This window comes from Enterococcus sp. DIV0970a, assembly GCF_051711265.1.
GTDB classification, from domain to species: Bacteria; Bacillota; Bacilli; order Lactobacillales; family Enterococcaceae; genus Enterococcus_D; species Enterococcus_D casseliflavus.
This window is the reverse complement of record NZ_JBIOMF010000001.1, coordinates 867,395-880,083: the sequence shown is the minus strand read 5'-3', so window position 1 is coordinate 880,083 and position 12,689 is coordinate 867,395. Positions and strand designations below refer to the sequence as shown.

The 12,689-nt window shown below is 43.9% G+C and carries 13 protein-coding genes; 5 read left to right on the top strand and 8 right to left on the bottom strand.

What is annotated here, in order from left to right; genetic code table 11:
• Positions 1 to 55 precede the first annotated feature (55 nt).
• Positions 56 to 928, top strand: coding sequence for a carbohydrate ABC transporter permease (locus IGK14_RS04105; RefSeq protein ID WP_010747712.1), 873 nt, complete (start codon positions 56 to 58; stop codon positions 926 to 928).
• The gene (locus IGK14_RS04100; protein WP_010747711.1) at positions 918 to 1,769 is read left to right on the top strand and encodes a carbohydrate ABC transporter permease; all 852 of its coding nucleotides are present in this window, start codon (positions 918 to 920) and stop codon (positions 1,767 to 1,769) included. The genes IGK14_RS04105 and IGK14_RS04100 overlap by 11 nt, the downstream gene beginning before the upstream one ends.
• A gap of 73 nt (positions 1,770 to 1,842) precedes the next feature.
• Here IGK14_RS04100 and IGK14_RS04095 read toward each other — a convergent pair whose 3' ends face one another.
• Positions 1,843 to 2,784, bottom strand: coding sequence for a magnesium transporter CorA family protein (locus tag IGK14_RS04095; RefSeq protein WP_010747710.1), 942 nt, complete (start codon positions 2,782 to 2,784; stop codon positions 1,843 to 1,845).
• Between the two features lie 185 nt (positions 2,785 to 2,969).
• On the opposite strand from IGK14_RS04095, the gene IGK14_RS04090 reads away from it, so the two are divergent.
• Positions 2,970 to 3,797: a manganese catalase family protein gene (locus IGK14_RS04090; protein WP_010747709.1), complete on the top strand. Its 828-nt coding sequence runs from the start codon at positions 2,970 to 2,972 to the stop codon at positions 3,795 to 3,797.
• 135 nt (positions 3,798 to 3,932) lie between these two features.
• Positions 3,933 to 4,772: an aldo/keto reductase gene (locus IGK14_RS04085; protein ID WP_005225416.1), complete on the top strand. Its 840-nt coding sequence runs from the start codon at positions 3,933 to 3,935 to the stop codon at positions 4,770 to 4,772.
• A gap of 95 nt (positions 4,773 to 4,867) precedes the next feature.
• On the opposite strand, the gene IGK14_RS04080 is transcribed toward IGK14_RS04085, so the two are convergent.
• From IGK14_RS04080 to IGK14_RS04060, 5 genes are read right to left on the bottom strand one after another with little or no spacing between them, the layout of a single operon-like run.
• Complete coding sequence (locus IGK14_RS04080) at positions 4,868 to 5,605, bottom strand: SIS domain-containing protein (protein WP_005225415.1); 738 nt, start codon at positions 5,603 to 5,605, stop codon at positions 4,868 to 4,870.
• A complete protein-coding gene (locus IGK14_RS04075) occupies positions 5,606 to 6,856 on the bottom strand; it encodes a PTS ascorbate transporter subunit IIC (protein WP_060791761.1) in 1,251 nt (416 codons plus the stop codon).
• A 2-nt stretch (positions 6,857 to 6,858) separates the two neighbouring features.
• Positions 6,859 to 7,140 (bottom strand): PTS sugar transporter subunit IIB, encoded by a 282-nt coding sequence (locus tag IGK14_RS04070; protein WP_005225413.1) that lies wholly within the window; start codon positions 7,138 to 7,140, stop codon positions 6,859 to 6,861.
• Between the two features lie 12 nt (positions 7,141 to 7,152).
• On the bottom strand, positions 7,153 to 7,581 hold the full coding sequence (locus tag IGK14_RS04065; protein ID WP_010747707.1) for a PTS sugar transporter subunit IIA: 429 nt from the start codon (positions 7,579 to 7,581) through the stop codon (positions 7,153 to 7,155).
• Positions 7,578 to 9,218 carry a BglG family transcription antiterminator gene (locus tag IGK14_RS04060; RefSeq protein WP_438711641.1) on the bottom strand — a complete coding sequence of 547 codons (1,641 nt, stop codon included), beginning with the start codon at positions 9,216 to 9,218 and terminating at the stop codon, positions 7,578 to 7,580. The genes IGK14_RS04065 and IGK14_RS04060 overlap by 4 nt, the downstream gene beginning before the upstream one ends.
• A 201-nt stretch (positions 9,219 to 9,419) precedes the next feature.
• On the opposite strand from IGK14_RS04060, the gene ypfJ reads away from it, so the two are divergent.
• Complete coding sequence (gene ypfJ, locus IGK14_RS04055; RefSeq protein ID WP_010747705.1) at positions 9,420 to 10,310, top strand: KPN_02809 family neutral zinc metallopeptidase; 891 nt, start codon at positions 9,420 to 9,422, stop codon at positions 10,308 to 10,310.
• 284 nt (positions 10,311 to 10,594) lie between these two features.
• Here ypfJ and IGK14_RS04050 read toward each other — a convergent pair whose 3' ends face one another.
• Together IGK14_RS04050 and IGK14_RS04045 are read right to left on the bottom strand one after the other, a co-directional pair.
• The gene (locus IGK14_RS04050) at positions 10,595 to 11,410 is read right to left on the bottom strand and encodes an ABC transporter permease subunit (RefSeq protein ID WP_016610651.1); all 816 of its coding nucleotides are present in this window, start codon (positions 11,408 to 11,410) and stop codon (positions 10,595 to 10,597) included.
• Positions 11,407 to 12,291 carry an ABC transporter ATP-binding protein gene (locus IGK14_RS04045; protein ID WP_438711638.1) on the bottom strand — a complete coding sequence of 295 codons (885 nt, stop codon included), beginning with the start codon at positions 12,289 to 12,291 and terminating at the stop codon, positions 11,407 to 11,409. The genes IGK14_RS04050 and IGK14_RS04045 overlap by 4 nt, the downstream gene beginning before the upstream one ends.
• Between the last annotated feature and the right edge of the window lie 398 nt (positions 12,292 to 12,689).

Sequence of the window (12,689 nt, the reverse complement as noted above, 5' to 3'; positions counted from 1 at the left end):
TTTGCAGACTGCGGGTTCTTTGTTGCTGATACGATCGTCGGAGGAGGAATTTTCTGTGAGTACTTTACAAAAAAACAAATGGCCGTTGCTATTCACTGGCGCAAGCATCATTTTGTTCATTATCTTCTTTTTGATTCCAGCACTCTTAGGACTTTATTACTCGTTAACCGACTATAAAGGCTTTGCGACAGCCAATTTTATCGGCTTGGCGAACTATCAAGAATTGTTTCAAGACGCCAGCTTCTATAAAGCACTATTTCGTACATTTCGTTATGTGATCATTCTGGTCCCAAGTATCTATGTCGTTTCTCTCGCCGTCGCTTTGATGTTGAACAGTCAGCTGGCGAAAGGCAAATTTTTCGCAAAGATCATTTTTTTCTTACCATGGACCATCTCTGGGATCATCGCTGGGGTTATCTGGAAATGGCTGTTTGGTGAAAACTTTGGCTTTATCAACTTTATTCTAGAGCAAGCGGGACAACAAACTGTCCCGTGGTTTACCGACTCGAATGCTGCCTTTTCTGTTATTATTTTGGCTGCCATCTGGGGCGGGACTGCCTTTAACATGCTGCAATTTACTGCAGCTTTGAAAAATATCCCCCGCTCGTTGTATGAAGCTGCCGAGATCGACGGCGCCAGCTTTGGGCATAAATTACGCTACATCACCTTGCCTATGCTGCGGCCGACTTCCTTTATGGTCATCTTATTGGCTTCGATCGGCGCCATGAAAGAGTTCGCCCTCGTTCAATCGCTGACCAATGGTGGTCCAGGAACCGACAACATGTTGATCGTGCAATATATCTATACGACTGGGTTTGACAAAATGCGGGTCGGCTATGCCAGTGCTGCCTCCATGGTACTTTTCGTGATTCTTTTACTGTTAGGCTTAGCACAAATGAAGATTGGAGGCGGCAAGAATGACATCTAAGACCATCAAAACCAAACGACCTGTCACAAGAAAGTCAGCGATGTTTTTTTTAACGCTGGCACTGATCATCACTTCCCTGCTGTACCTTTTTCCACTACTTTGGTTCTTATTGAGTGCCTTTAAACCAGGGACTGAATTATTTGCTTATCCCTTGAAAATCATTCCTGAAAATCCAACCATTCAAAACTTTATTGATGCTTGGACAACATTGGATTTCTTTCGTTACTTCAATAATACGTTGATTTCAGCGGTGGTCACCACTTTATTGACGATCCTAGTCAGCGCCGCCTGTGGCTATGCCTTTGCAAAATATGATGCGAAATGGCTGCGTTTTTTCTTCATCTGTATCATCGCCACCACCATGCTGCCGACGGAAGTTATCATGAACCCAACGTTTTCTGTCATTCGTTCACTAGGCTTATATGATAACTTATTGGGGATCATCATCCCTTCCATCAATACAGCAACAGGTATCTTTATGTTCCGAACCTTTTTCGTCTCCGTTCCTGACGATCTGATTGAATCAGCCCGCATCGATGGCGCTTCGGATGGGATGATCTTTTTGAAAATCATGCTGCCGATTGCCCGACCAATCATTATGACACTGGGGATCTTTTCCTTCCAGTGGCGGTGGAATGATTATATCTGGCCCTTGATCGTCTTGAATGATCCGAAAAAATACACCTTGCAAGTGGCGATCCGCAGCTTGGTGGGCGCGGAAAATATCAATTGGACGATTTTGATCGCTGCCTCGGTAATTTCCATTTTGCCTTTGCTGCTGGTCTTCCTCGCCTTTCAGCGCTGGATTCTCGACAGCAATTTAGACAGCGGGCTAAAATAAAAAAAAGTGCCGACTGCTTCGTCGCACCTTTCTCCTTTTATGGATGAACGGTGCCACAGAGCAGCGGCGCTTTTTATTTTGAAAAGTCTTTTCGTGACAAGTAGACGGCAGTTAAAATGCCGACTAAAATAGCCAAGCCAAAGACGACGATCGTACCGATCGCATTGTCTTTTCCTGGCAGTCCTCCGGTGTTGATCCCCCATAGCCCCGCGATCAAGGACGGCACTGCCACCACTAATGCTGCAGAGTCTAAGTATTTCATCAGATGGTTTAGATTGTTGTCCATCATATCGGAGAACAAGCCACCGATGGTTTCTAACAAGTCGCGATAGATAGTGACCATTTTCATGGCAAATTTTTGCCGCAGCTTGATGTCATAAACGAGTGCTTCATTATCCAAACGATCCAAAAATTCTTTGCGATCCATCAAACGATCGACGGTATGGTTTTGGTCCCGCAAGGTGTGATCAAGATAGACCATGTCTCGCTCGGTATCGGCTAAGTTAAACAATTCCTTGTTTTCTGTCGTTTTACGGGCTGCTTGATCCAAATCATCGATTTGCTTCTTCATCTCCTGCAGACCTTTGATGTAATGGGTGTAGATCATCAACGTCGAATAGGCAACGATATCTTCATACCGCTGGATATCTTGCTCATGCTTTTCGATCAATCGTTTGATCAGATTGGATTGATGAGAGACATACGTGATCAATAGATCTTTGGTGTAGATAAAAGTCACAGGCTCAAGACGGTCTTCGATTCGATCCTCAGTCACTTCCGACAAATCGATCAAGGTATAGAGAATCGGATGATTTAACTTGGTGTTGCGCAAGTATTCCAACCGTGACACTTCTTCCGGTTCATTGGCGCCAATAAAAATATCTTCAGGCAGTTGATACTTATCTAACAAGTGTCGTTGTTCCTCTGGATCTGTGCCAGAAACCACTAGCCAATTGTAATCCTCCTCCGAAGATTTGCTTATTTTTCGGTCTTCCATTTTGTAATACTGAAACATGGTGACTCGCTCCTTTTCTAATTCTCTCTTAATTTAACTATCTAACGCTTCAGGCTTTTTGTCAAAATAAATGGCTTTTCTTTTCGATGCTTTTTTCATTTTGTCAAAGTGCGTTTTATTAGACGAACGTTTCGATTCATGAGAAACTTTTTATGGGCCCAATAAAAAATTTTAGGAGGAATAGTATGTTTCGTCATCAGAAAGAATTACAGTTTGAAGCTAAACCAGAAAAACCAAATCCGTTAGTTGCGAAATACCTTCAAGAATTAATCGGTGGACAATATGGAGAGATGAGTGTTGCCATGCAATACTTATTCCAAGGATGGAGCTGCCGTGGGGAAGAAAAATACAAAGACATGTTAATGGATATCGCTACTGAAGAGCTTGGACACGTTGAAATGTTAGCAACGATGGTTGCACGTCTACTGGAAGGTGCACCTGTGGAAGATCAAGAAGCGGCTATGAAAAAAGACCCAACGATCGGTGCGATCATTTCTGGAATGAATCCGCAACATTCCATCGTTGCAGGCTTAGGACCACGTCCTGCTGATAGCGTCGGCAATCCATGGTCAGGTGCGTATATCATTGCTAGTGGCAACTTACTTGCTGATTTCCGTGCCAACTTAAATGCGGAATCACAAGGTCGTCTGCAAGTAGCACGCATCTATGAAATGATCGATGACCGTGGGGTCAAAGACTTACTTTCAGTTTTATTAGCACGTGATAGCTACCACCAAAATCTCTGGGCAGCTGCCGTGAAAGAATTGGAAGAAAACGAAGGCTCAATTTTAGTGCCGACTACCTTTGACCGCAAAAACGAACGCTTAGATATCGCTTATGATTTCTATAACTTCTCAGAAGGCGACCAAAGTAAAGAAGGCTCTTGGGCGAAAGGCAAAGCCCTTGATGGTGAAGGCGAATACCAATGGCTAGACGAACCAAAAGTCGAAGGAAAAGCGCCAAAACTCGATCAAGTCACACCAAAAATGTATGGCACACCGCCTGAAAAATAATTTGATCAAAAAGAGCAATTGTTTCTGAAACAGAAACCGTTGCTCTTTTTTCTTTGTCTGTTTGAGCAAGTTGGTTACGTTCCTGTCAAAAAAGCGTTAGAGTAGAATGTAGAAAAGAAAAGGAGGAATCATTTTATGAAAGCACCTTTACTGACATTAAACGACGGCAATTTACGCCCCGCATTGGGCATCGGTACCTATCAGATCCGTGGTGGCGAAGGATTGAGCCAGCTGCAAGCAGCGATCGCCGACGGGTATCGCTTGATCGATTCTTCAACCAATTATGACAATGAAGGCATTGTCGGCAAAGCGATCCGTCGCTCGGGTATCCCACGTTCAGAATTTTATATCACCTCAAAATTACCAGGAAAATACCATGGCTATGATGATGCCTTAACCAGCATTCAAGAATCCCTTGCTCGCATGGGGCTCGACTACTTCGATGCCTTTTTGATCCACTGGCCATTACCAAAACGCGGCAAATATGTCGAAGCTTGGCAAGCCTTAGTGACCGCCCAAAAATTAGGCTTGATCCGTTCCATCGGCGTTTCCAATTTTGAACCAGAACATTTGGATGCCATCATTGAAGCAACTGGTGTGACTCCTGCATTAAATCAAATTGAGATCCATCCTTACTGGGTCCAAGAACGGATGGTCGCAGAAAACAAAAAGCGCGGCATCGTAACGGAAGCTTGGAGCCCATTAGGTCGTGGCAGCGATGCCCTGAAAGAACCACTGATCACTGAATTAGCTGAGAAATACCAAAAATCAGCTGGTCAAATCATCTTGCGCTGGCATGTGGATCGTGGCATTTTGCCCCTTCCAAAATCAAGAAACCTCGCCCATCAACGAGAAAATCTTGCAATCTTCGACTTTGAACTGACTGAAGATGAAATCAATCAAATCAATCAGTTAAACAAAGCAGACGGCCGCATCGATGGTCAAGACCCAAATGAGTATGAAGAATTTGAATAAACAATGATACCTAAAAAACATCATCTGCTACTCCTTGATCGACGGAGCAACAGATGATGTTTTAATATCAATAATAAACGAATTTGCTTCCCTACTTACAGCTGATAATGGATCGCTTCTTGGTACTTTTCAAACAGGGACTGGTTCAATTCATCCCCGCCGTCTAGGTTCGCTGAGTAAAAAATCGGCGGATAGTCGACACCGGCTTCTTTTAGTTTTTGGCAAACTTCAACGATGATCGCATTTAAGATCGTTGCGCCGACTACGGTGGATGTGGGGCCGACTTTTTGTTCGACGTCAGGAATCGTACACGCTGCATCGCCAATCTCCCCATGATTGTCGATGACGATATCCGCCGTTTCAAACAAACGCAAGCCTGAAGTATGGCGGCTGGTGACTGTTTTTGAATAGGTAAGATTCGTTAATGCGATGATCTTGACCCCCTTTTCTTTGGCATGAAGCGCCATATCGATGATAACTGGGTTTCGCCCAGACACCGAATGCAAGATCAGCACATCACCTGCTGTAAAGGGTTGGGTCGCCGCCAAGGCACTACCGTAGCCTTCTAAGCGCTCCATTTTACTAGTGAAGGTGATTGGGCTGCGATCAAGCATCAGTTCTCTTCCAAAGATCGCGTTGATGGTCATCATGCCGCCTGCTCGATAATACATCTCTTCGGCTAAGATCCCAGCGTGACTTGCGCCAAAAATGTAGATGGCTTTTTTGGTCAAGTTGGCTTGCGTCAGTAATTCAATGGCTTGCTCAATCGCTGGTGCTTCTTTTTCTTCTACAATAGACAATAGTTCTTTTGCTTTTTCAAAGTATTGAAACATTTAAAACCCTCCAAACAGCTTGCCGATCAATTCACCAAGGATGCCCCATAGAGATAAATCGTTCCCACCGAAAATCAAGATCCAGTTTTGAATCGTCGTTGAGAACATCGCTGCAGAGATCCCAACGAGTGCTACCATAACGACAGAAGCTGTGATCGTACCAATAATGGCACCTCGCAAGCCCCCTTGCCCTTCGCCGATCACCGCAGCACCGCCACATTCAAAGAAGCTGGTGATAACTAAAGGAACGATCAAAATGCCAAAGACGTTGGTCGTATTGGCAATGACCACTAAAATCGTTGAGGTGATCATCGCCACGATAAAGCCGATGATTACAGCATTTGGACGATAGTTGAACAAGATTGGTACATCAAAAGCTGGTTTCGCTCCAGGAACGACTTTTTCTGCGATCCCTTGAAAGGCGGGAATGATTTGGTTGATCAATAGACGTACCCCATACAACATGATCAATAATCCTGCACCGAAGTTCAAGCCAGCATCAACCGCAAACATCACCAAGTTGCCCCCTTCAGGAACTAATACGGGCGCAATCAAACCGATAACGATATTCATCAAAAACATCACTAACGCGCCAGTAATCGATATTTCACGGAAAAACGAGAGATTTTCTGGCACTTTCAAATCTTCCGTCGATTTTTCTTTGTTTCCGACCCGTTTTGCAACAAAGCCTGAAACCAATGACAAGATCCCCGTTGGATGACCGATCAAGAATGAATCATCGCCTGTGGCATCCCACACATATTTACGCATGATCCATGGCATGAAGGACCAGTAACAAGCAGATAGAACCGCCCCTAAAATCAACAATGGGATTCCGGTAAGTCCGCCTTCAACGCCCCCAGCGACGATGACGAACGGGAACCACCACAACATGTGACCGGTGAGGAAAATCGTCTTCACAGGTGTAAAGCGAGCAATCAATAAATGAATGACAAGTCCGAAAAACATCGCTAAACCTACTGTTCCGCCGTATTCTGCCGTAAAGGTGATGTCAGAGAGCCCATCTGACACAGCAACGCCTAATTGGGTTTGAACCGCTGCATTGATCGGTGCGATCGTTCCCACCAACATATTTACCCCAGCCGTCAATGCCACCATCCCGAAGGAAGCTGTTAAGGTTCCTTTAACGACTTCTGCAAAAGGTTTTCTTTGTACCAATAACCCAATCATGGCAATGATCCCCAGTAGGACTGGCGGATTTTTTAAAATATAATCCGTGACAAAATTCATGATTATCCCTCTCTTTCAGCTAAAAATTTTTCCATTTGCTGTTTGACTTCTTCTTTATCCATATACTTTTTGATTGGATAAACGGGTGCTTTCACGGATGCTTTTAACTCATTCAATAATTCATTACTCGTAAAATAAACATCTGCTGGTGTCGCTTTTGCCGTCGATAAATCAGTATTCTCGGCAGTTGCCGTCAACCCTAACTCTTTGATTACCTTGTCGATCGTCATCTTCAATACCATTGAGCTTCCTACACCAAATCCACATACTGCTAAAATTTTCATATCCTTTTCCTCCTATTGGAATAATTGACAAATTTGTTCCCAATCGCCATTTAATATCACGTTGTATTTTTCTTCATCCATAAAGATCGCCATGATCTCTTTCAAGCTTTCTAGATGGCTTTGACTATCTGCGGCGGCTAAGACAAGAAATATCCGCACCGGTTTGCCCTCAAGATCGATGGGCTGTTTCGTTACTAAAAGGCTCATACTTTGTTCCAAAACCCCTTCTCCAGGACGGGCATGCATCAGCGCAAAGTAATCCGCCAACACCATGTAAGGACCATTTTCTTCCACACTTTGAATCATCGCTTCGATGTAAGCTGACGTAATCAGCGCTTCATCCAGCAAGGGCTGGCTGGCTAATTTTACGGCTGAGCGCCAATCTGTCACTGTCTCATCCGTTTGTATATGCTTTTCAGGCAAAGAATCCTTCACTTTCATTCTGATTTAACCTCCAACATTTTTGATAGGAACCATTCTTTGTTTTCGATTCCTTGCATGATCAATTTCATCATTGGTTCCACCTTTTGCGTCTCATCCTCTCGGATCATCAATAAAATAATGATGTCGGCTTTTTGGTTGCCCCATTCTACTGGCTGATCCAAAAGCAAAATCGAGATGGCTGTTTTTTCGACATAATTTGGATTGCCATGAGGGATGGCAAAGCCATTATCTAAATAGGTTGATTGTAGCTGCTCTCTTTCAATGACGGATTGCTGAAACTGCGCTTTTCGTTTTTCATCACTAAAAAGGGTTTGTTCGATCAGAAAATTGATGGCTTCTGTTTTGCTGGCAAATCGCTCGAAAAAGACGGTTGGCTGGATCATCGATTGGGCTTGAAGAAGTAAACCATTTTGATCGACCACCGCCTCATTATCGATGACTAAATCGATGTAGTGATTCATGATCCGCTTCATGTCGCGATTGGTCACCATAGGCGAGATCCGCACCACAGGTTTTTGAATCCCGACAAGATCGATGGTTGAAATAATAAAATCGATCGCCGAGATGTCCATCTGCTTTAATTTTTCAACTGAAACGGTTTCGATACTGTCGATCTCTGGCAGAATGCGACGAATTTTCGCAGAGACAAACGAGCTAGTGCCGACGCCATTGGGACAGACAAAAATGATTTTATTCATGCGGCGCATTCGCTCGATCGCTGCTTGAAAATGGATTGTGACAAATCCGATCTCATCATCAGAGATCCCCACTTGATACGCTTTCAAAAAATCATGGAGCGAGAACCAGACCACGCCATACAAGGCAGGATAGTTTTGCTTGATTTCCTCTAACAAAGGGTTGACGACTGTGGTTTGCGCTTCGATCCGCAACAGCAGTTGATACAGATGGATCGTCACATCTTCTTCCAATCGATTGTCTTGGGTCAAGTCGGTGCCTAAGCCTTCGCTGATTTTTTGAATCAAGTTGCGCACTTTTCCCCGAAAGACGAAAGGAACTTTTTCACTTTTCATAAAAAATTTCAAGCCGCTACCGACAATCAGGTAGGTTAGATATTGCACTTCTTTTGGTGAAAATTGATAAATGTGCTGTTCTTCGATTTCTTTCAGTAGCTCATAGACTAACGGATATTTGTCGAACTCCAAAAACAGTTTCCCCACTTGGCGATTTTCTTCAATCACTAAGTTTTCCGCATGACTCGCCCGTTCGATCAGCAGCACGATGGAAAGGACGATACTTTGGATGTAGCTGTCGGGCATTTCCACTTGTTTTTCCATTAACGCTCGACGAAACGCCTGATTTACTTCCTGGTATTTCGCAGGTTCCACCAACAAGGAAAACGCCGCTGGTTGATCCAGCATCATTAAGCAAAAGCGTTTGAGCACCCGATGGATCTGGGATTCACTTCCTTCAAAAAATGTACCTGAATTATCAAATCTCAGGCGCAAGCTTTCTTTTTGAAACAGTTCTTTTAAATAAGAAATATCTTTTGCAATACTGCTGCGGGAAACGAAATAATCCTCTGCTAACTGCTGATAGCTGAGGTGCTCGCCAGCAATCAACCGTTTAAAAATCAAAATCCTTCGTTCCGATGTCCCCGAATAATTCATTTTCATACGCTCACCCTCTACCTCTATTTTATTGCTACTGTACCAAATTAGAAGGCTAATTGTTAGATTAAAGAATGATTAAAAGGAGTGTACACTTTGATTTTCAATGCTCCTGCAGGCATTTTATAACAATTTCAAGGCGCTTTTTTTCACAATCTGCCGCCTTTCTCTTATAATTAAGCTAGGATTTATATAGGAGGAGATAACATGAAATGGCGTGGGGGTAGACAAAGCAGAAATGTCGATGATCGAACGGGGCGATCATCTGGCTCAGGCGGGATGCTGGCTGCTGGTGGCGGGATCGGTACGGTGATCATCGCTGTTTTATTTTTCCTGTTTAGCGGTGGTGATTTAAATTCGCTGCCGGATGTCTTGGGTGGCAGCGGTCAAGCAGCCAATTACCAGACAGAAAATGTGGGCACCAGTGAGTACACGGAGGAAAAAGAGTTTTCCGCAGTCGTATTCGGCTATTTAGAAGATTATTGGCAAGACGTTTTTCAAGAGCGGCAAGAAACCTATCAAGACCCGACACTCGTATTATTTACGGGAAGCGTGCAGTCGGCATGCGGCTATGCCACGTCACAGGTTGGTCCGTTTTATTGCCCAGCAGATGAGAATGTGTACCTTGATCTTAGCTTTGCCAATGAGCTTTCCGATAAATATGGCGCAAGCGGCGACTTCGCAATGGCCTATGTCATCGCCCATGAAGTCGGTCATCATGTGCAAAATGAGCTGGGGATCACCCAACAATTGGACAAAATCCGCCAGCAAGTTTCAGAAAAGGAATACAATCAGTACAGCGTTCGTTTGGAACTGCAAGCTGACTACTTAGCTGGTACTTTTGCGAAATACTTGCAAGGCGAAACCTATCAAGGACAACCGATCTTAGAAGCTGGCGACATTCAAGAAGCAATCACAGCTGCCAATGCCATCGGGGATGATACGCTGCAAAAAGAATACCAAGGCTATGTTGTTCCAGATAGTTTTACGCACGGCACATCGCAGCAACGCGTGGACTGGTTTAACCGTGGCTATCGTTATGGTGACTTAGCACATGGCGACACCTTTAATGTCGATAGCCTTGACTTGAGCAAGTAGCTTCAATTAAAAAATCACTCCGAAACAGCATGAACCGCCTGCTGCTTCGGAGTGATTTTAGGTTCTTGTTGCCCCTTCAAGCCTTTTGGTGAAGGGACGCTTTACGCTTTCTTAACTTTCGCAATGATTTTTTCGCAAAAACGTGCCTGCTTCGTCATACTTTTTTCACATTTCGAGACTATTATATAAGCATACCAACAAACAACCCTAACACTTTTTCATTTTTACTCCTTTGCCTGTCAGTCCCCGCTGACAGGCTCTTTTTTGTCTTTTGATTGATATACTCAGACCTGCAAGTCTTTACGCTCATAACGGGAAAAGGTGCCAAAGAAACAGATGATACCGATCAGCAGTACCCAAAGGACTGATGTCGCGCCGTTATCCATGAGTTGGACGGGTAATGCCATCCGCACAGGTGAAAGTCCTGCCAGCCATTCCAATTTATCGTAGAGTTCCCCCACGATGCCGAGCAAATACAGACCGAACACGCAGCCTAAGCCGACGCTGGCGGTTTGTTTGCTGGAACGCAAGATCGTGGATAAAAAGAAACCTAGACAGAGGAAAAAGACTAAGACACCGTACTCGGCAACGAAGATTTTGCTGATTTCTTCTATAAAAGCGGACAGGTCATCTTCAGGTAGTTTGAACAAAGCAAATGAGGCCAGACTACTGCCATAAGCAATCAGCCAAAAGCCAGTCAGCAACAACAATCGAGCGAGGAACTTCCACCCAACGATTTCTCTGCGGCTAATAGGCTGAGCGTATAAATACTCGATCGTTCCTTCTGATTCTTCAGTGATCAGACTGTTCAAGCCTAAAAGCATCCCATAAATACACGCAGCGATAAATAAGTATTGAAAGTAGTACCCGAAAAAGCCTGTCGGGGAAACCAAGCTTGAGGGTCCTGTCAGTTGGATGTTAAAGATGCCTAGTAATTCTGGGCTGAAAGAGCCCAACATCTGGTCTAACGACGTTTTCATTTCTGGCGTGATCATTTGAGGATAGATAGCCGTAAATGCAAAAATGATTGCTGCAAAAAGGATCGCCCAGACTAGCCAGCCTTTGAAGGTATTTTTAAGATCGATTTTCATTAAAGTCATTTTTGAGAACCTCCTTCATACAGGAGCATAAATTGCTGTTCAAGGGTTGGGTGTTCGATCGTGAAATCTTTAATGGCAGGATTGGTTAAAAAATGTGCCAGCTGATTCATGTCCCCTTGATAGAAAAAACGCAAGCTGTGTGATTCCTGAGCAAGAACCTGTACGTTTTCCAAGCCGGCTAATGAGAGGCTACCCTCATTCGTGAGCGTTACAACTTTGCCGAAATTTTCTTCCTCACTCAGTTCTTTCACGGTGATGATCTGTCCTTCACGAATAAAGGCGGTCCGATGGGCATAGGTCTGAATTTCATGCAAATCATGGCTAGATAGAAAAATCGTCATCCCCTGTTTGTTTCTTCTAAGGAGCTCTTCAAACAGCCGTTTTTGGATCAAGGGATCTAAGCCATTGGTCGGCTCATCTAAAATCAACATTCTCGGTTGTGCAATCAAGGCGCTCGCAAGCCCGACTTTTTTCTTGTTCCCTAAAGAAAGTTCTGCGATCGATTTGTTTGGATCAATTTGAAAAAGCTCCATCAACTCCTGAATCTCTTTTTTTGGCTGCTTGACTTGATGAAAATCCGCCGTAAATGCCAGTAGTTCTGCTGTCGTCATTTTTGAATAAAACCGTACATCACTGGAAACATACCCAGTAAACGTTTTGATCTCTTTGGCTGCTTGTTGGCAATCTCGTCCAAAAATCGCCGCCTGTCCTGCATCTGGTTTGATAAAATTCAACAATACTTTGATGGTCGTTGATTTTCCCGCACCATTTGGTCCAATAAAGCCAAAAATCTCTCCTTCTGCCACTTGCAATGATACGTTCTCGATGGCGTACTTCTTGTTGTATTGTTTGCTTAGTCCGTTGATCGTAATGGCATCCATCCTGTCCCCTCCTTGTACTGCTTTGATGCCATCAGTGTAGCCTTATTTGGCGTTTCCGTCAATCAAAGATCTAAAAGGCTTCCGCTGGAATGTTTTACGAAAATCATCAACAGATTGACACACTTCTATTGCTTTCTCTTCCTATTTTTTTCACATTTTCCCGTTACTATAAATACATACCAACAAACAACCCTAACACTTTTTCATTTTTACTCCTATCCCGCCAGTCCCCGCTGGCGGGCTCCTTTTTTTTGCGGCAAAAAAACGCAGACCTAGCAGCAACTGACTTTAGCAAATGTAGCACTCGCTAAAGTCAATTGACTGACTATCCTGCGTTTTTTGGCTCGATCATTTCTGGGACGGATGAATCAATTCTGAATCATCCGTCCCACTTTCAT

What these genes read in the sequence shown, in the direction of transcription:
- IGK14_RS04100 (WP_010747711.1), top strand. Translation starts at nt 918, where the DNA reads ATGACATCTAAGACCATCAAAACCAAACGACCTGTCACAAGAAAGTCA.
- IGK14_RS04095 (WP_010747710.1), bottom strand. Translation starts at nt 2,784, where the DNA reads ATGTTTCAGTATTACAAAATGGAAGACCGAAAAATAAGCAAATCTTCG.
- IGK14_RS04090 (WP_010747709.1), top strand. Translation starts at nt 2,970, where the DNA reads ATGTTTCGTCATCAGAAAGAATTACAGTTTGAAGCTAAACCAGAAAAA.
- IGK14_RS04085 (WP_005225416.1), top strand. Translation starts at nt 3,933, where the DNA reads ATGAAAGCACCTTTACTGACATTAAACGACGGCAATTTACGCCCCGCA.
- IGK14_RS04080 (WP_005225415.1), bottom strand. Translation starts at nt 5,605, where the DNA reads ATGTTTCAATACTTTGAAAAAGCAAAAGAACTATTGTCTATTGTAGAA.
- IGK14_RS04075 (WP_060791761.1), bottom strand. Translation starts at nt 6,856, where the DNA reads ATGAATTTTGTCACGGATTATATTTTAAAAAATCCGCCAGTCCTACTG.
- IGK14_RS04070 (WP_005225413.1), bottom strand. Translation starts at nt 7,140, where the DNA reads ATGAAAATTTTAGCAGTATGTGGATTTGGTGTAGGAAGCTCAATGGTA.
- IGK14_RS04065 (WP_010747707.1), bottom strand. Translation starts at nt 7,581, where the DNA reads ATGAAAGTGAAGGATTCTTTGCCTGAAAAGCATATACAAACGGATGAG.
- IGK14_RS04060 (WP_438711641.1), bottom strand. Translation starts at nt 9,218, where the DNA reads ATGAAAATGAATTATTCGGGGACATCGGAACGAAGGATTTTGATTTTT.
- ypfJ (WP_010747705.1), top strand. Translation starts at nt 9,420, where the DNA reads ATGAAATGGCGTGGGGGTAGACAAAGCAGAAATGTCGATGATCGAACG.
- IGK14_RS04050 (WP_016610651.1), bottom strand. Translation starts at nt 11,410, where the DNA reads ATGACTTTAATGAAAATCGATCTTAAAAATACCTTCAAAGGCTGGCTA.
- IGK14_RS04045 (WP_438711638.1), bottom strand. Translation starts at nt 12,291, where the DNA reads ATGGATGCCATTACGATCAACGGACTAAGCAAACAATACAACAAGAAG.